Raw genomic sequence first — 18152 nt, forward strand, 5'->3', positions numbered from 1 at the left:
CTCGGGAACCGGACGCGGACGGCGGGAAAACGCAGTGGACGGGCGGGCGTTCGATGCGTAACGTCCGTGGGGCCGTGCTGATCCGCGAGGAGGTGAGACCCATGAACGCTGTATACGAGTGGGTGCTCCCTCTCTCCGTCACGGTCGGGCGATTGACGTAGGTGTCGCCGGGAGCGCCTGAACCACAAGGCCATCCCGAAAGGCAACAACCCATGCATTCAGTGCAGTTCACCGCCGAGACGTCGTCCGACGGCGTCGTCGAACGCGACTTCGTCGTGGACGGGATCCCCGGCGTGCTCTGGTCGCCCGTGTCCGGCTCCGAGCGCGCGCCCCTGGTCCTGATGGGCCACGGCGGCGGCACCCACAAGAAGTGGCCGGCGATGCCGGGCCGCGCCCACCGTCTGGTCAACGGCGGCGGGTTCCACGTCGCCTGCATCGACGCGCCCGGCCACGGCGACCGGCCGCGCACCGCGCACGACGAGCAGGAGATCGCCGCGCTCTACCGGGCGCGGGAGGCGGGCGAGCCGGAAGGCCCGGTCGTCGTCCGCTACAACGCCCATCTCGCGGAGCGCGCCGTGCCCGAGTGGCAGGCCACCCTGGACGCCCTCCAGGCCCTTCCGGAGATCGGCGCCGATGGACCGGTGGGCTACTACGGCCTCAACATGGCCACCGCGATCGGGATACCGCTCACGGCGGCCGATCCCAGGATCACCGCCGCGGTCTTCGGAATGCACTGGCCCGACGCCCTCGCCGCGACGGCACAGCGGATCACCGTCCCGGTCCAGTTCCATCTCCAGTGGGACGACGAACACATCCCGCGCGAGGCCGGTCTCGCGCTGTTCGACGCCTTCGCCTCCAAGGAGAAAACGCTGCACGCCAACGCGGGCCGGCACAAGGAACACCCCAGGTTCGAGGCCGACAGTGCGGCCCGCTTCTTCGCCCGGCACCTCACCCGGTCCGTACCGGCAGCAGCCCTGAGCTGACGGCCCGTCGGCGCCCGGCAGTCTGCCGGGCGCCGGCACCGCTCCTCGCGAAACCCTTTCTTCACACCTTGACTTAACATCGCGGATATTGCTTGGATCTCGGTTCGGCACGGCACCACCCCCGACACCCCCGCAGAGTCCAGGAGTTGCTGTGAGACGTACGATCACCGCGATCGCGGCCGTCACTGTCATGACACTGCCACTCATCGGCGCGAGTCCCTCCGCGCAGACCGGCCGAGCCCCGAGCGGGAGCACCGGGCACGGCCAGGCCGTGACCGGCACCTACTCCACCGGCGGCGCGCAGGCGTGGCAGCCCCTGCCGATCGTCAGGACGGGCGCGGACCCGGGCGGTGCCGTCGACGCCACCGTGGTCGCCGACCCGACCGCCCTCCGGCAGAAGTACACGGGCATCGGCTTCTCCCTGGACGAGACCAGCGTCTCCAACCTGTGGAAGCTCACCCCCGACGAGCGGGCGGCGGCCATCCGGCTCCTTGTCGACCCGAAACACGGCGCGGGACTCGACCGGTTCCGGCTGACGATCGGCAGCCCCGACCTCATCGAGCACCTGCCGTTCTGGTCGGAGGACGACCTGCCCGCCGGCGTCACCGACGACTTCGGCCTCAAGCACTTCTCAGTCCAACGGGACCTCGACCTGCACATCATCGACACCATCAAGCTCATCCAGCACTACAACCCGCACGCCACCTTCTTCGCGTCAGCGTGGAGCGCCCCGGCCTGGATGAAGACGAACAACCGCTTCCTCGGCGAGGTCGCACTCAAGCCCGGGAGCAGCACGGACTACTACCAGGTCGGCAAGTTGCGGGACGACTGCATCGAGGTGTTCGCCCGGTACTACGTCAAGTTCGTCCAGGCGTACGCCAGGCACGGCATCCGCGTCGACGCGCTCACCCTGCTGAACGAGCCCGGCATGGACGTGGTCTACCCGGCCATGGACATCAGCATCGCGCAGCAGCAGAAACTGGCCCTCGCCATCAAGCGCGAAATGCGCGCCGCCCACCTGGACACCCAGCTCTACGTGCACGACTTCAACTTCTGGGACTGGCACGACCCCAACAGCACCGCGACCAAGAACTACTACCGCATCTTCCAGGACGCCCCGGACGGCTCCGTGACCGGCGCGCAGGTCCGCAAGGCGGCCGACGCCATCGCCTTCCACCCCTACTGGGGCGACCCGACCGTCATGCGTGACGCGTTCGAGGAGTTCGGCAAGCCCGTCCAGCTCACGGAGACCAGCGACCTGTCGCCCTCGACCGTCCTGAACGACTTCCGCCTGGACGCCGGTTCCTACATCCTGTGGGCCCAGACCACCGACCAGGACGGCGGCACCCTGCACTGGACACCGGCCCGGGACAACAACATCGACTGGAACCAGGTCGCCGCCACCACCAAGTGGAAGGACCGGCTGGTGACCGTCGACACGGAGACGAAGAAGTTCACGGTCCGCGACGAGCTGTACGGGCTCGGGCAGTTCGCGAAGTACCTCTTGCCCGGTGACGTCCGCCTGGAGTCCAGCGCCACGGAACACGGCGTCAGCAACGTCGTCTACCGCACCCGTGACGGCGGATACGTCACCGTCCTCGGCAACGGCAACGCCACCGACAGCAAGGTCCGGGTCGTCGTCGGCGGCCAGTCCTTCGTGACGACCGTACCGGCGGGCTCCTACGCCACCTACCGCTGGCAGGGCCGGGCATAGGGCTAACCCCCCGGGGTGACAACCGGCTTGCCGGATGGTGACGGCCGGGCCGGTCCACAAAGCTGAGAGGAGTCGCTGAACACGCGCCGTCCGCGCAGTCTGCGCTGTCAAGGAGGCCCTGCCGTGCTCACCCGCCGTACCGCCCTGCTGTCGGCCGTCGCCGCCACCACCCTGTCCGCCGTCTCCGGGCGCACCGCGTCGGCCGCGCCGCGCCCGGCAGAGCTGGTGCGGCTGACCTTGCCCACTCCCAGCGGGCCGCATCCGGTGGGCACGGTCTCCCTGCGCCTCGTCGACACCGCGCGCCCCGATCCCTGGATCACCGCACAGCCGTACCGGGAGCTGATGATCAGCGTCCGCTATCCGGCGCGGGAGGCCGGCGGCCACCCCCGGGCACCGCAGATGCTGCCCGGGGAGGCCGCCGGCTTCGCCGCCGTCAACAACCTCGCCGACGTGCCCGCTGACAAGGTCGACTGGGCGGCCACCCGCACCCACGCGCACGAAGGCGCCCCGGTCGACCGGGACCGCGGCCCGTATCCGGTCGTCTGCTACTCACCCGGTGCCGGCGACCCGCGTTCCCTCGGCACCACCCTCTGCGACGACCTGGCCTCCCGCGGCTACGTCGTGGTGATGCTCGACCACACCTACGACGCCACCGCCGTCCAGTTCCCCGGCGGCCGGGTCGAACGCACCGTGCTGCCCGCCGAGTACGACAAGGCCTACCCGGACAAGAAGCGCATCACGGCCCTCCTGAAGAAGACGGTCGCCGTGCGGGTGGCCGACACCCGCTTCCTGCTCGACGCACTGCCGCGTGCGCTGCCCCGGGAACTGCGCGGCACGCCGGACTGGGACCGCGTCGGCATGTTCGGTCACTCGGCCGGCGGCTTCACCGCCCTCCAGGCGATGCACGACGACCGGCGTATCGCGGCGGGAGCCAACCTGGACGGCGTGGTCGCCTACGTCCAGGAGGACGGCGACTCCGGAAACCTCTCCACGGTCGCCGTCGAAGGCCTCGACCGCCCCTTCCTGCTGCTCGGCAAGGACGGCAACGACCTGAGCACGGTCCCGTCCTGGAACTCCCTGTGGCGGCACAGCCGCGGCCCCCGCGAGGGCCTGACCCTGCGCGGTGCCGAACACGCCACGTTCACCGACCAGGAGGCGATGGTCCCGCAGCTCGCCCGCCGGCTCGGCCTGCCCCGCAAGACGGTCGTGAATCTCATCGGCACCATCGCCCCGGCCAGCGCGATCTCCGCCGAACGGGCCTGCCTCGCGTCCTTCTTCGACCGTCGGCTGCGCGACCGGAGCGACACCGGGCTGCCGGGCCGGGTGCCGGAGGTGCAGCCCTTCGCTCGGTGAGCGGCCATCTGATCGACAGGGGTCGTGGGGGAGTCACACCGGAAGCCAGGACAGACCGTCCTCGGTCACCCCGAGCGACCCGTGGGCGGACGGCGCCAGGACCGGGCCGTCCAGCGGGGCGCCGTACAGGGCCTGTTCCTGGAGGTCGTTGCCGGTGCGGAAGGTCTCGGTGACGACCCGGGTGGTCAGGAGCGGGTTCGCGCGGTCGCCCGCGGTGGCCAACCGGCCCACCGCGTCCTCCAGTTCGGCCGCCGCGCTGCTCCGCCGCATGCCGAGCCCGCCGGCGCCGGGAATCCCGGTGTCACCCGATGCCACACCCCCGGCCAGCTCGGCGAAGGCGGCTGCCTCGTCGACGTCCACCCGGGTGATCTTCTTCGCCGACCAGAAGTACGAGTCCTCGTCCCGCTCCATGTCGTAGAACGCGACGAGGAACTCGTAGAACACCCCGTACTCCCGGCGGTAGCGCGCCTCGAACTCGGCGAAGCCGCGCTCCTCCGGCACCCTGCCCTCCAGGGCCGCGTTCACCGCACGGGCCGCCAACAGGGCGCCGTAGGTGGCCAGTTGGACCCCGGAGGAGAGCACCGGGTCCACGAAGCAGGCGGCGTCGCCGACCAGCGCCATGCCCGGGATCCACAGGGACGTCTTCCAGTAGGAGTAGTCCTTGCGCACCCGGACCCGGTCGTACGGCGGCTCGGTCGCGACCGGTACGTCCGTCAGCAGCCGGTCGACCTCGGGGCAGGCCTCGATCATGTCCTGCCACGCGGCACGCGGGTCGCCCTGGACGGCCGCGTAGTGCTCCGGCGCGATCACGGCGCCGACGCTGGTCAGGTCGGAGCGCAGCGGGATGTACCAGAGCCAGCCGGCGTCGAACGCGGCGCAGAAGATGTTGCCGTCGTTCGGCGCGGGCAGCCGGCGGCCGCCCGCGAAGTAGCCGAACACGGCGAGGTTGCGGAAGAAGTCCGAGTACACCCGTGCCCCGCCCACCCGGCCGTGGATCCGGCTGGTGTTGCCGGACGCGTCGACGACGAACCGGGCGTGCGCGGTGCGCGGGGTGCCGTCCCGGCCGGTGTACTCGACACCGCGCACCCGCCCGCCCTCGCTGAGTACCCGGCGCACCGGGCAGCCTTCACGGACGTCGGCGCCCGCCCTCGCCGCGTTGCGCAGCAGGATCTCGTCGAACCGGGAGCGCTCCACCTGGAAGGCGGTCGCGGTGGGATCCGGCAGCCGGGGCGTCGTCGCGAAGGAGAACTGCCAGGGCTCCGGATCCCGGCCCCAGCGCAGGGTGCCGCCGCGCTTGAGGGTGAAACCTGCGCCCGCGACCTCGTCGGCGACGCCGAGCAGACGGCACAGGCCGTGGACCGTGGCGGGCAGCAGCGACTCGCCGATCTGGTAACGGGGGAACGTCTCCCGCTCCAGCAGAAGCACGCGGTGCCCGCGCCGGGCCACGGCCGTCGCGGCGGTCGAGCCGGCCGGCCCGCCGCCGACGACGATCAGGTCGTACTCCTCGTGCTGGTCGTGCCGCGAAGTCATGCGGGAGCTCCTCTTCCGAACGAGCCGGGGACGGTGGTCACTTGGGCAGCCAGGCACGGATCGCCGTGGCCGTGCCGTCGGCGTCCTGGTGGAGCAGGGAGTAGTGGTCGCCGGGCACGTCCACGCCGTCGTGCGGCAGCGGCCAGTGCGGCCGCCAGTCGTCGCCGGGCGCGATGCGCAACATCTCGGCCGTGGGCCGGCCGCGCAGCAACAGGGCCGGGACCGGAGACGGTTCGGGCCGCCAGTTCTCCATCACACGGACGTACCCGCCTCCGACGATCAGCAGGGAGTCGTCCAGCCGGTCGACCACCTCGGGGTCGAGCGCCGCGCCCGCGGACATCAGCGCCTGCCCGCGCACATCCCCGCGGTGCAGCACCCCGGCATGGGAGTCGAGCAGGACCACCCCGGCCGGCGGCTCTCCCTCCGCCGCCAACTGCCGCGCCACGGCATGGGCGATCGCCCCGCCCGCGCAGTAGCCGACCAGCACGGGCGCCCTCTCGACCGGCAGCGAGCGCACGGTGTCGGCGTGCGCCCGCACCAGCGTGGCCACGCTGTCCGGAACGGCCCGCCGGGTGCCGAAACCGGGATGCTCCAGCACATGCAGATCCCGCTCGCCGTCGAACTGCCGGGCCAGGCCGGTGGGCAGGCGCAGGTGCGGTGCCATGTAGTCGGGGAGGTAGACCAGCGGGGTGCCGTCGCCGTGGGCGAGCTGGAGCGGCGGGACGGTGTGCCGGGCCCGCTCCTGGTCGGAGAAGACCGGCAAAGCGTACGACGCGAAGAAACGCAGCGTCATCGCCTCCTTCGGCCCTTCCTCGCGCAGGACACGGTGGTAGAGAGGGCTGAACCGGTAGGGGGCGTGGGGGAGTTGTGCGGGGGCGGTGGCCTGTGGCACGGGGGCGGGCGTGGGCGCGGGCCGGGGTTCCCGAGGGGCATCGGCGGTCTCCGGTTCCGCTCCCCGCACCGCGTCCTCGTCGAGCAGAACCCCGTGGACGTGTGCCGTCAGCTCGGGCAGCGTCGGGTACTCGAGTACGACGGTCGGTGACAGGCGGACCCGGGTGAACGCGCTGAGGCGGTTGCGGACCTGCACCGCGGAGAGGGAGTCGAAGCCGATCTCGGCGAAGGAGCGTTCGGCGGGCAGGGCGGACGGGTACGGGAAGCCCAGCACCGCCGCGATCTCGGCGCGGATCAACTCGGCCAGCAGCGCCGGACGTTCGGGCGCCGCGACGGCGGCGAGCCGCTCGCGCCAGGCACCGGGCGCCCGGGTGGCGTCGGCCGGGGGCGCTGCGTCGGCCGCGGCCGGGCTGCGCGGCAACAGGTCGGCGAGGACGGCCGGCGTGCCCGGCCCCGCCGCGGCCCGCAGGTCCAGTGGTACCGGCACCAGGACCGGTTCCGGACGGCGCAGCGCGGCATCGAGGAGAGCGATGCCCTCCCGCTCGCCGACGGGCAGCACACCGCCCTCGCGCAGCCGGTCCGGCGCGACCCGGCCCGCCATGCCCGCCGCGCCCGCCGTGGTCCACGGCCCCCACGCCAGCGACTGCGCGGGCAGGCCGCAGGCCACCCGATACCGGGCGAGCGCGTCGAGAAACCCGTTCGCGGCGGCGTAGTTCGACTGCCCGGGCCTGCCGAGCACACCCGCGGCCGAGGAGTAGAGCACGAAGGCGGCCAGGCCGAGGTCCCGCGTCGCCTCGTGCAGATGCCAGGCACCGTCCGCCTTCGGCGCGAGCACGGCCGCGAGCCGCTCGGGCGTCATGGCCTCTGTCACGCCGTCGTCCACCACCCCGGCCAGGTGGAAGACCGCGGTGAGCGGCGGTCGGCAGGACGCGACCAGCGCGTCCACGGCCGCCCGGTCGCTCACATCGCACGCCACCACGCGTACGTCGGCGGCCAGTTCGTCCGCCCAGTCCGGGACCTTTCCGCCGCGGCCGGCCAGCAGCAGGTGCCGGACCCCGCGTTCGGCGACCAGGTACCGGGCCAGGCTCGCCCCGAGCGCACCGGTGCCTCCGGTGACGAGGACGGTCCCCTCGGGATCCAGTCCGGGGGGCTCGGCGGTCGGCGGATCGGCGGGGACCAGCCGGGGCACGACGGCGACACCGGCGCGCAGGGCGAGTTCCGGCTCGCCGGAGCGCAGCGCCGCCGCCGCGGCCCGCGTCGTGGCCGCGGTGCCCTGCAGGTCGGCCAGCACGATCCGGCCCGGATGTTCGGCCCCGGCGCTGCGGACGAACCCCGCGACGGCGGCCTCGGCCAGGTCGGGGGCGTCTCCGGTGGCGTTCCCGGTGAGGACCAGCAGCCGGCCCGGCCGTGCGTCGGCGGTCCAGTCCCGCACCCGCTCCAGCACGGCGCCGAGCAGCGCCCGCACCCGGTCGGGCACGGGCATGTCCGCGGGCAGAGCGGCAGCCTGCCCGGCCACGTCGAGCAACTCGTGCTCCGGGCTTGCGGCGCCGGTCGGGCTCGCGGCGTCGGTCGGGTTCGCGATGCCGTCCGGCCTCCCGGTGCCTTCCGGGGACACGGGCCGCCAGATGAGCCGGTACGTCTCGGCCGGCGGCGGGGTCGTCGGGATCGTCCGGGTGACCACGGACTCCACGGCCGCCACCGGCTGCCCGGCCCCGTCGGTGAGGGTGACGCCGAACTCGTCCGGACCGAGCTGTCGTACGACCGCTCGCGCGGCGGCGGCGCCGGTGACGTGGACCGTCACCCCGGAACAAGTCACCGGCGCTTTCGGCTCGCCCGGCTCCTCGGCCAGCAGCGCGGCATGCAGGGCGGCGTCGAACAGGGCCGGGTGCAGGGTGTACGACCGCGCGGTCGCCGCCTCCCCGGGCGGCAGCGCCAGTTCGGCGAAGGTCTCGTCGTCCCGGCGCCACAGCGCGGTGACCGCGCGGAAGGCGGGCCCGTAGCGATGGCCGTGGTCGGCGAGGCGCTCGTAGTCGACGGCGATCCGCTCCGCGCCCACCGGCGGCCAGTCGCCGGGCGTCTCCCCGGGTGTCTCCCGGGTCGGTGCACCGGCCGGGGCGGCCGTCGCGGTGGCGTGCCGGGTCCATGGCTCGGACGTGTCGGCGCGGCGGCCCCAGACGGTGACCGGCCGCCCGCCCGTCCCGTCCGGCGACCCGGCCACCACCTGCACCTGCGCCCCCTGCCCCGGAGTGAGGACGAGCGGGGCGTGGAGAGCGAGTTCGGCCAGCCGCACCGGCCCGGCGGAGCCGTCGGCGCGGGCCGCCAGCTCGGCGAAGACGGTCGCGGGCACCACCACCCGGCCGCCGATCACGTGGTCGGCCAGCCAGGGACGGCCGTCGAGGGAGAGCACGGCGGTGTGCCGGATGCCGGGTCCGTCGGCATCGGGCACCGGCTCGCCCAGCAGCGGATGGCCGGACCCGGTCTGTGGCCGGACGGCGTCCAGCCAGTAGCGCTGCCGCCGGAAGGGGTGGGTGGGCAGCGGACGCCGTCGGGCACCGGACTCCGCGTACACCGACCGCCAGTCCACCCCGACCCCGTGCACATGCAGCGCGGCCAGCGCCTCGACCGTCGTCCGCCCGTCGCCGCACGACACGAACACCGCGCCCGCGTCCGGCCCCACGCACTCCTCGGCCGCGACGCCGAGCGCGGGGGACGGCCCCGCCTCGACGAAGGCCGTGACGCCCCCCTCGGCGAGCACGCCCACCGCATCGGCGAACCGGACCGTCTCCCGTGCCTGACGTACCCAGTGCTCGGCGGTGGCGAGCGCGTCCGCCTCCGCTCGCCCGGTCAGCGTGGACACGACCGGCACGGCCGGCCGCCGGTAGGTCACCGACTCGGCGACCGCACGGTACTCGGCCAGCACCGGGTCCAGCAGCGGCGAGTGGAAGGCATGGCTCACCCGCAGTTGCCGCCGCGGCCGTCCGACGGCGGCGGCCAGCGCCGTCACCGCGTCCTCGGGCCCGGAGAGCACGACCGACTCCGGTCCGTTGACCGCCGCGAGCGCCACGGTCCGGTCGGGAACCTCGTCGAGCAGGGGAGTCACCTCGGCGGGCGACGCCCGGACCGCGATCATCGCGCCGCCCGCGGGCAGGGCCGTCATCAGCCGGCCCCGCGCGGCGACCAGCCGTACCGCGTCGGCACGGGAGAACACCCCGGCGACATCGGCGGCGGCCAGCTCGCCGACCGAGTGCCCGACCAGACGGTCCGGCCGGACGCCGAAGCCGGCGAGGAGGGCGTGCAGGGCCACCGCGTAGGCGAAGAGCGCGGGTTGCGCGTAGTCGGTGCGGTCCAGCAGGCCCGGCTCGTCGATCACCTCCAGCAGAGGGCGGTCGAGCCACGGGGTGAACTCCTCGCACAGACCCGTGAACGCCGCGTCGAAGGCGGGGAAGGCCGCCCGCAGCTCGCTGCCCATCCCGGCGCGCTGGGCCCCCTGGCCGGGGAAGAGCAGCGCCACCTTCGGTCGTGGGCGCGCGGCGCCTCGCAGCAGTGCCGGACCGTCGGCGCCGGCGGCCAGCTCGCGCACCCCCCTGAGCAGACCTTCGGCGTCCGGGGCCAGCACGGCCGCCCGGTGCGACAGCGGGGCCCGCGTCGTGGCCAGCGAGAACGCGACGTCCAGGGCGTCCGCGTCGTCCCGTACATCGGCGAGCTCGGCCGCCAGCCTCGCGGCATGGGCACGCGTCCCGGCCTCGTCACCCCCGCCGACCAGCCAGGGCATCGGGGGCAGCGTACGGGGCGGCGGCGCAGCCGAGTCCGTGCCGTCCGCCGGATCGGCCTCCGTCGGCTCCTCGATGATCACGTGGGCGTTCGTGCCGCCGATGCCGAACGACGAGATCGCCGCCCGGCGCGGACGGTCGCGGCGCGGCCACGGGCGGGCCCGTTCGAGCAGCCGTACCGCACCGCCGGACCAGTCGACATGCGGCGACGGCTGCTCCGCGTACAGCGAGGCGGGCAGTTCTTCGTGGCGCATCGCCTCGATCATCTTGATCAGGCCCGCCACCCCCGACGCGGCCTGGGTGTGCCCCAGGTTCGACTTCACCGAGCCCAGCCACACCGGGTCGCCCAGGTCACGGCGCTGCCCGTAGGTCGCGAGCAGGGCGCCCGCCTCGATCGGGTCGCCGAGCGCGGTGCCCGTGCCGTGCCCCTCGACCGCGTCGACGTCGGACCCCGCCAGCCCCGCGTCGGCCAGCGCCAGCCGGATCAGGTCCCGCTGCGCCTCGCCGTTGGGGGCGGTCAGGCCGTTCGACGCGCCGTCCGAGTTCACGGCGGAACCGCGCAGCACCGCCAGCACCGGATGACCGTTGCGGCGGGCGTCCGACAGCCGCTCCAGCAGCACCAGACCCACCCCCTCGGCCCAGGCGGTGCCGTCCGCGCCCGCCGCGAACGACCGGCAGCGCCCGTCCGGCGACAGCCCGCGCAGCCGGCTGAACACGACGAACGGCCGCGGATTCGACAGCACCGTCACCCCGCCCGCCAGCGCCAGGGAGCACTCCCCGGCCCGCAGCGACCGGGCCGCCAGGTCAAGCGCCACCAGGGAGGACGAACACGCCGTGTCCAGGGTCAGCGCCGGACCGCGCAGCCCGAGGACGTAGGAGATCCGGCCGGACGCCACGCTCGGCGACGAGCCGATGCCGAGCTGGGCCTCCAGCTCGTGAGCCGACCGTCCGCCGCCGTACCCGCCGGCGTGCATCAGTCCCACGAACACGCCGGTGTCGGTGCCGCGCAGCTCCGGCGCCGGGACACCCGCCCGTTCGAAGGTCTCCCAGGCGACCTCCAGCAACAGCCGGTGCTGGGGATCGGTGGCCAGCGCCTCGCGGGGCGACATGCCGAAGAACAGCGGGTCGAAGTCCGCGACCCCGTCGAGGAACCCGCCGCGGCGGGTGTACGTCGTCCCGGGCCGGTCGGGGTCGGGATGGTGCAGCGACCCGAGGTCCCAGCCCCGGTCGGCGGGGAACTCGCCGGTGGCGTCGCGGCCTTCGGCCACCAGGTGCCAGAGGTCCTCGGGCGAGCTCACACCGCCCGGATAGCGGCAGCCGGCCGCCACGATCGCCACCGGTTCGGCCGCCGGACCACGCAGGGAGGGGGACATCGTTCCGGCCGGCGCGTGCCCGGCCGTCCTGGCGAGTGCGGCCCCGGCAACCCCGGCAGGTACCGGCGCGGCGGTCCCGTGCAGCAGGGCGTCCAGGTGGGCCGCGACCGCGGCCGGGCTCGGGTGGTCCCACACCAGCGTCGCCGGCAGCCGCAGCCCGGTGCGGGTACCGAGCCGGTGCCACAGGGTCATGGCGTCCATCGACGTCAGACCGAGATCGGCGAACGCCGTACCCGGATCGGCGGGCGTCCCCCGGATCGCGGCCGTCTCCGTGCACACCAGGTCGGTCAGCGCGGCCCGCCGCTCACCGGGCGTCCGTCCGGCCAGTTCGGCGAGTCCCGGATCGGCCGGGCGGTCGGTGAGTGCCCGGCGCAGCAGGGCCCGGCGCGGTTTGCCGCCGGGGGTGCGCGGTACCGCCGGGGTCAGCAGCACCTCCTCGGGCACCTTGTGCGCGGAGAGCACCGCGGCACAGGCACGCAGCAGCGGCGCCGGATCGAGGTCCGGGCGGTCCGGCACCACGAACGCCACCGGAACCTCACCCAGCAGCGGATGGGCCCGCCCGACCACGGCCGCGTCCCGCACCCCGGGCAGACCGCACAGCACCCGCTCCACCTCGGCCGGGTCGACGTTCTCGCCGCCGCGCACGATACGGTCGCCCGCCCGGCCGGTGACGGTCAGGAAACCGTGCTCGTCGAGCCTGCCCAGGTCACCCGTGCGATACCAGCCGTCGCGCAGGACGGCGGCGGTCTCCTCGGGCCGGTTGTGGTAGCCGAGCATGACGCCGGGGCCGCGGACCCAGATCTCGCCGACGCCCCCGTCCCCGCCAAGCCCTCCGTTCCTGTCGAACCCGCCGACGCCCCTGTCCCCGCCAGGCCCTGCGTTCCTGTCGAACCCGCCGTTCCCGCCGGCCTGCTCCTCCCCGGCGGCCGCCCGCACCTCCACCTCCATACCGGGCAGCGGCGTACCGCTGCTGCCGCGCACCCGCGGCCCGGCGGGCGACTCCACCGCGATCTTGCCGCAGGTCTCGGTACTGCCGTACCCGTCCAGCAGCGGGGCGCCGAACCGTGCCTCGGTCTCCTCCCGCAGCTCGGGGTCGCTGGGCGCGCCGGCCGTCACGCACAGCCGCAGCGAGGGCACGGCACCCAGGCCGGCGTCCAGCAACTGCCGGTAGGTGAGCGGCACCCCGGCCAGCACGGTCGGCGCGTACTCGCCGGCCAGCCGTGCCAGTGCGGCCGGTTCCCGGGCCGTGGTGATCCGGGCGCTCGCCCCGGCCATGGTGGTGCCGAGGACGCAGAGCGAGTGGGCGTAGGTGTGCGAGAGGGGCAGCGGCCACAGGACGCGGTCCGCCGCCGACAGCCCGAGCCGGGGCAGATAGCAGGCCGCCGAGGACCACAGCGCGGACCTTTGGCTGGAGATCGCGGCCCGGCTGGCACCGGAGGTCCCGGACGTGTAGAGCAGCCAGGCCGGCTCGTCCAGGCCGAGGTCGTCCGGGGGAGCGGACGAGGGTGTCGCGGCCGGCGCTTCCCAGGCGGTGACTCCGTCGGGCAGCGGTCCCGCACCGGTGACCAGCAGCCGGACAGACCGTCCGGCCGTCAGCCGCATGATCCGTGACAGGTGGTGCCGGTCGGTGACCAGCACGGCCGGATCGCAGTCGGCCAGCAGCTCGGCGAGCTCCGCGTCCGTGGCGCGGGAGCTCAGCGGCACCCCCACCGCGCCGGCCCGCACCGTGGCGAGCAGCCCCTCGACCAGCTCCACGCCGTCAGCCAGGCAGAAGGCCACCCGGGCCGCGCGGCCGATCCCCAGCCCGGCCGCCAACCGGCCGGTCCTGCGCTCCAGCTCGGCCCAGCTCACCGTCCGCCGGTCGTCGGCGAAGGCGACCTTCCCGCCGTAGCGCACGGAGTTTTCGACGAGCAGTTCCGCAACGGGCCGCACGGCCGACGCCCCCGTCATTCCCACCAGGCTCCCCCTTGGTGCCAACACCCCTGCCGCCCATGCCTGTTGGCGAGCCTACGGCCGACCGCTCGGCAGCCGTCCACGGCTCGCTGGGCCGGGTGCTTTCCCCGTAGGAGGGCGTCGCCGGGGCCGGGGTTGCAGCGCCTGTGCGATCGGCGTTTTCTGGAAGTATCCGATGGTGAAACAAGAGCGCCCAGGGTTGCGGCACGGACCGGGGGCTCTGTCCCGGCTGTTCCACCTGGCCAGGCCCCGGCCCGCGCGGTCCGCGTCGTCGCCCGGCGTTCGACGCGGAGGTGAGCCAGGTGAAAGCCGTCGTCTACGAGAAGCCCTTCAGCGTCACGATCAGGGACGTCGAAGATCCGCGGATCCAGCACCCGAACGACGTACTGGTACGGGTCACGTCGACCGCCATCTGCGGATCCGACCTGCACATGTACGAGGGGCGTACGGCCGCCGAGTCGGGCATCGTCTTCGGACACGAGAACCTCGGCATCGTCGAGGAGATCGGCTCCGGCGTGACCTCGCTCTCCGAGGGCGACCGTGTGGTCATGCCCTTCAACGTCGCGTGCGGCTTCTGCAAGAACTGCCTGGCCGGCAAGACCGGCTTCTGCCTCACGGTGAATCCGGGCTTCGCCGGCGGAGCCTACGGCTATGTGGCCATGGGCCCCTACAAGGGCGGCCAGGCAGAGCTGCTGCGGGTCCCGTTCGCCGACTTCAACTGCCTGAAGCTGCCGCCGGGCAACGAGTTCGAGACGGACTTCGTGCTGCTCGCAGACATCTTCCCGACCGGCTACCACGGCTGCGAGCTCGCCCAGGTGGTCCCGGGCGAGAGCGTCGCCGTCTTCGGGGCCGGCCCGGTCGGGCTGATGGCCGCGTACTCCGCGCTGCTGCGCGGTGCGGCCAAGGTGTTCTCGGTCGACCGCGTGCCCGAGCGGCTCGCCAAGGCCGAGCAGATCGGAGCGATACCGATCGACTTCACCAAGGGCGACCCGGCCGAACAGATCAAGGAACAGACCCGGGGCGAGGGAACGGACAAGGGCGTCGACGCCGTCGGCTACCAGGCCCAGGCGCACGATGCGAGCCACGAGGAACCCGCCGTCGTCCTGAACACCCTCGTCGAGACGGTACGTCCGACCGGCATGCTCGGCGTACCGGGCCTGTACGTCCCGTCCGACCCGGGCGGACCCGACGAGCACGCCAAGCACGGCCAGCTGCTGGTGTCCATCGGCAGGATGTTCGAGAAGGGGCAGCGGATGGGCACCGGCCAGTGCAACGTCAAGCAGTACAACCGGCAGTTGCGTGACCTGATCATCGCGGGGCGGGCCAAGCCCAGCTTCGTGGTCTCCCACGAACTGCCGCTGGAGGAGGCGCCGGGCGCCTACGAGAAGTTCGACCAGCGGATCGAGGGCTACACCAAGGTCGTCCTGCACCCCGGGCACGCGCTCGCGGCGTAGCACCGGCGACGACCCGGCGCGGCGGGCCGCCACCCGTGACCGGCCCGCCGCGCACGGCTACGGCTGCCGGGAGCCGCCCCCGCCCGTCCCGGCACCCGGGGCCGGAGCCGGGGTGAGGGCGGTGATCCACTCGGCGGGCCAGGGAGCGCTCGCCCGGTCGGCCCGCTGCGGTACGTGCACGACCGTACAGCGGCCGGACGCGGCGAGCTGCCGGGGACGGCCGTCGAACTCCTCGCCCCACACCTCGAACCGGAACGTCATCGAGGAGGTGCCGACGCGTTCGACGGTCAGGACGGTCGTCACCTCCTGCTGGAACCAGAGCGGCGCGGTGAAGTCGACCTCGTAGCGCACCCGCGGTGCGGCACCGAAATAGCCGACGAGGCCCCGCTCGCGCACGAGTGCCGCCTCGGCCGCCTCCATGAACCGCACCACCGCAGAGTTGTGGTAGTGCCCGGAGGCATCGGTGTCCGACCACTCCACCCGGCACCGGTGGACGGCCCGGACCTCTTCAGCGGGTTCGGGAGCCGGAGAAGCCAAAGAAGTGTCCTTCCGGGAGCTGGTATCTCGTATTTTTCACGATCGTCACGTGAAGTCAATGCCAGAGGGGTCTGTCGGGCCCGGACGGCCCGGCAGACCCCTCCTGCCGCTCTTCCCGCCGCTCAGCGGGTCCGGCGAAGTCCGCTGCGGGCCGGGGGAGGAACTGCGCGACCAGCCACGACGGCGCCGCAGTCGGCAGTCGGCACATCGCGGCACTTCCAGCGGAGCGCTTAGCTGGTACGGCCCGCCGGAGCGTTCCGGTCCTCCCCGGCCACCGGCGTCGCGCCCTCGTACCCCGTGTCCGTGCCCGCCGCCGGTTCCGCCCGGTCGGCGTGGCCCGGCCACCAGGCCGCGTGGCCGATCAGCGCCGTGAGGCTCGGGGTGAAGAACATCGCCATGACGAAGGCGGCCACCGCGATGCCGAAGAAGACCGCGAAGCCCATCTCCGTGAGCAGCGAGTTGCCCGCCAGCATCATCGTGGCGAAGGTCGCCGCCAGGATGAAGCCCGCCGCGGCGACCGTGGGACCGGACTGCCGCACCGCCATGCCGGCCGCCTCGCGCGGCTCCCGGCCCTCACGGGCCTCCTCGCGGAGCCGGGCGATCATGAGGATGTTGTAGTCCGTGCCGATGGCGACCACGAAGAGATACATGATCACCGGCAGCATGAACATCAGACCGGGCTTGTTCTGCGCCTCCTGGAAGATCCAGACCGTGGCGCCGAGCGTGGCGCCGAAGCCGAGCCCGACCGAGGCGATCAGGTACCAGGGCGCGACCACACTGCGCAGCAGCAGCCCCAGGATCACCATGATCAGCAGGGCGGCCACGGGGAACACCGTCCGGTAGTCGTGGTTGACCGCGGAGTCGATGTCCTTGTAGATCGAGGACATGCCGCCGACGACCGCCTCGGTGCCCGAGGGGGCACCGGTGTGCGCGACGTCACGCACCCGGCCCACGGTGTCTATGGCCTTGTCCGTGGACGCCTCGTACTTGAGGGTGACGGTGAAGTCCGCAGTGGTCCCGGCCTTGTTCACCTGGGCCATCCGGGCGCTCGCGACACCGTCCACGGCCCCGAGCTTCTCTGCGTACGCGTCGAAGGAGGAGGTGTCCAGCGCCTTGCCGTCGGTGCTGGACAGGTAGACGTCGGTCGGCGCGGCGGCACCGGCCGAGTACGCGTTCTGCATCCGGTCCTGGACGACCATGGACTCCTTGGTCTTGGGCATCGAGCCCGAGGCCAGGTCGAACGTGGCGTGGAAGCCCAGGGTGCCCAGGGACAGGACCACCAGCACGAGACCGGAGACCGCGGCGGTCAGCCCCGGGCGGCGCTGCACACCACGGCCCAGGGCCGCGAAACGGGCGTTGGCCGGCTCCTGCTGCCAGGACTTGGACGGCCAGAACACCTTCGGGCCGATCAGCGACACGACGGCCGGGATCAGGGTCAGGCCCGCGACCAGGGTGACGGAGACCGCGATGGCCAGCGCCGGGCCCATCTGCTTCAGGAAGCCCAGTGTGGACAGCACCAGCGCGAGGAACGCGATGATGACCGCACCGGCCGCCGAGGCGATGGCCTCGCCGACCCGGGCGACCGCGTTGACCATGGCCTGCTTGGGTTCGTCCCCCGCACGCAGGCGTTCGCGGTACCGGAACATCAGGAACAGGAAGTAGTCCGTGCCCACGCCGAACAGCACGACGATCAGGATCGACGACACGGAACTGTTGGCCTGGAGGCCGAACAGCTTGGTGGCGTACGCGATGAGCCCGTTGGCGATCGCGGACACCACGCCGATCACGATCAGTGGCAGGAACGCGAGGATCGGTGCCCGGAAGATGATCAGCAGGGTGACCAGGATGATCACGAAGGTGCCGATGCCGATCAGCGCCTCACCGCGCTTGGACGAGTCCTGCTGGTCGAGGGCCTGCGCGGCCGAACCGCCAAGCTTGACCTCCAGGTTCGTGCCTTTGGCCAGTTGTTTGACGTCGTCGCGCAACACCTTGGCGGCGTCCGCCTGCACGGGCTGACCGGCGTTCTTGCTGTCCATCTGCACCAGGATCAGGTCGTACCTGCCGTCCTTCGACGGCTGGCCGGGGACGACCTTCTGGACCTGGTCGATGTGCTTGCCGCCCAGCTCGGTGGCGAACCGGGAGACGTCCTTCTTGTCCTCGGCGGTGAGCTTGCCGCCGTCGGTGCGCTGGTAGAGCGCGATCGCGGAGGGGGTGAAGGCGCTGGGGAACGCCTTCGCCTGGAGATCGGCCGCTTTGATGGACTCGTAACTCTTGGGCAGGAAGCTGCTCTCGTCGCTGTTCGAGGGCAGGCTCGGGGCGGTGGCGACGATCGCCACCGCCGCGATCAGCCATGCCACGATCGTCCAGACTGGATGTCGGACGACGGCAGTGCCAATTCGTCGGAACATGCGGAAGGTCCTCCTGGGTAGGAAGATCACCGCAGCCCGGGGAGCGGACCCTGGCATCGGCGACCCCGACCGGCCCGCGTTCCAACGAGCCGGTCGCATGGTTGTCTTGACGCCATATGTTAGGGATCACCTGTGAAGATCGGTCCACTGGGTTTTTTGCGCCGCGCGTATCTGCGCCTTTCCCGG

Annotated in this window: 8 protein-coding genes; 4 read left to right on the top strand and 4 right to left on the bottom strand. The window is 72.9% G+C overall.

Annotated elements, in window-relative coordinates; translation table 11 throughout:
- The first annotated feature begins 212 nt into the window (after positions 1-212).
- From SSP29_RS35450 to SSP29_RS35460, 3 genes are all read left to right on the top strand, one after another.
- Complete coding sequence (locus tag SSP29_RS35450) at positions 213-983, top strand: dienelactone hydrolase family protein (RefSeq protein WP_089104984.1); 771 nt, start codon at positions 213-215, stop codon at positions 981-983.
- 151 nt (positions 984-1134) lie between these two features.
- Positions 1135-2697 carry a glycoside hydrolase family 30 protein gene (locus SSP29_RS35455; RefSeq protein WP_150135524.1) on the top strand — a complete coding sequence of 521 codons (1563 nt, stop codon included), beginning with the start codon at positions 1135-1137 and terminating at the stop codon, positions 2695-2697.
- A gap of 123 nt (positions 2698-2820) precedes the next feature.
- Positions 2821-4050 carry an alpha/beta hydrolase family protein gene (locus SSP29_RS35460; protein WP_089104985.1) on the top strand — a complete coding sequence of 410 codons (1230 nt, stop codon included), beginning with the start codon at positions 2821-2823 and terminating at the stop codon, positions 4048-4050.
- 33 nt (positions 4051-4083) lie between these two features.
- On the opposite strand, the gene SSP29_RS35465 is transcribed toward SSP29_RS35460, so the two are convergent.
- Both SSP29_RS35465 and SSP29_RS35470 read right to left on the bottom strand, forming a co-directional pair.
- The gene (locus tag SSP29_RS35465; protein WP_089104986.1) at positions 4084-5580 is read right to left on the bottom strand and encodes a tryptophan 7-halogenase; all 1497 of its coding nucleotides are present in this window, start codon (positions 5578-5580) and stop codon (positions 4084-4086) included.
- A 37-nt stretch (positions 5581-5617) separates the two neighbouring features.
- Complete coding sequence (locus tag SSP29_RS35470) at positions 5618-13564, bottom strand: type I polyketide synthase (protein WP_089104987.1); 7947 nt, start codon at positions 13562-13564, stop codon at positions 5618-5620.
- A gap of 305 nt (positions 13565-13869) precedes the next feature.
- On the opposite strand from SSP29_RS35470, the gene SSP29_RS35475 reads away from it, so the two are divergent.
- On the top strand, positions 13870-15021 hold the full coding sequence (locus tag SSP29_RS35475; protein WP_089104988.1) for a glutathione-independent formaldehyde dehydrogenase: 1152 nt from the start codon (positions 13870-13872) through the stop codon (positions 15019-15021).
- Positions 15022-15078: 57 nt separating this feature from the next.
- On the opposite strand, the gene SSP29_RS35480 is transcribed toward SSP29_RS35475, so the two are convergent.
- Positions 15079-15558: an acyl-CoA thioesterase gene (locus SSP29_RS35480; protein ID WP_089104989.1), complete on the bottom strand. Its 480-nt coding sequence runs from the start codon at positions 15556-15558 to the stop codon at positions 15079-15081.
- A 230-nt stretch (positions 15559-15788) separates the two neighbouring features.
- Positions 15789-17966 carry an MMPL family transporter gene (locus tag SSP29_RS35485; RefSeq protein WP_089104990.1) on the bottom strand — a complete coding sequence of 726 codons (2178 nt, stop codon included), beginning with the start codon at positions 17964-17966 and terminating at the stop codon, positions 15789-15791.
- Positions 17967-18152: the final 186 nt, after the last annotated feature.

Origin of the sequence: Streptomyces hyaluromycini (genome assembly GCF_002217755.1) — a bacterium.
Lineage (GTDB): Bacteria > Actinomycetota > Actinomycetes > Streptomycetales > Streptomycetaceae > Streptomyces > Streptomyces hyaluromycini.